This window comes from Bifidobacterium aemilianum (assembly GCF_003315635.1).
Lineage (GTDB): Bacteria > Actinomycetota > Actinomycetes > Actinomycetales > Bifidobacteriaceae > Bifidobacterium > Bifidobacterium aemilianum.
In genome coordinates this window covers 1-657 of the sequence record NZ_PDCG01000040.1, presented here as the reverse complement: position 1 = coordinate 657, position 657 = coordinate 1, and the positions used below count along the sequence as shown (strand labels likewise).

At 47.0% G+C, this 657-nt stretch carries 1 protein-coding gene; it reads left to right on the top strand.

Annotated features, from left to right (window positions below):
- Positions 1 to 591, top strand: a 591-nt coding sequence (locus CRD60_RS08690; RefSeq protein ID WP_236630930.1) for a hypothetical protein, incomplete at its 5' end; no start/stop codon positions are given.
- Positions 592 to 657 lie beyond the last annotated feature (66 nt).

Below are 657 nucleotides of genomic sequence, written 5' to 3'. Positions count from 1 at the left end.
CCCACCTCCTCAACTTCCGGTTACAACCAGACAAGAAACCACTGTTTTGTGTTCACACCGACTTCAGGTCTTTCTGAATCGTATCACGAATCACTTACCAAAGTTATAGTATACTGGACATTTATGGAATTAAATATCAGTTTACTGGCACTTTCACTGCTGGCGGTCGATGCTTCACAGCACCGAAAAAAGCCATCATCACACACCACCAAACCTACGAGAATCGATAACATGACAAACACTGCAAATTGGACAACAATCGATAAAGCGGCAATAGATGAAGTGGCCTCCTGGATGCAACAGACGTCTCCTCGCACCACAATCAGAGTCTACGCCCGCATACTCGGCTGCTCGTATCATAGGGCCTTGGCTCAGTTCCAGCATTCATATTCACCCTTATCTCTCGGAGATCTCACTAAACTATGCGAGTATTTTGGTCAGAATCCTGGACTCGCCTGGATGAAAATCCTTGACAGAGCCAGCAAGGATCCAGACGCACCAACCAGCGATGTCTCTTGGGCACAACAGATGTTGGTGAAGTCCATTTCACCAACAGAAAACACGGTAACAGCCGATCAGCAGCCAGCATGAAAGATTGAAGGAATACCGGAAAATAGCAGATTCAAGGACAGACGAGCAAACGAGACCGAGGCGAGA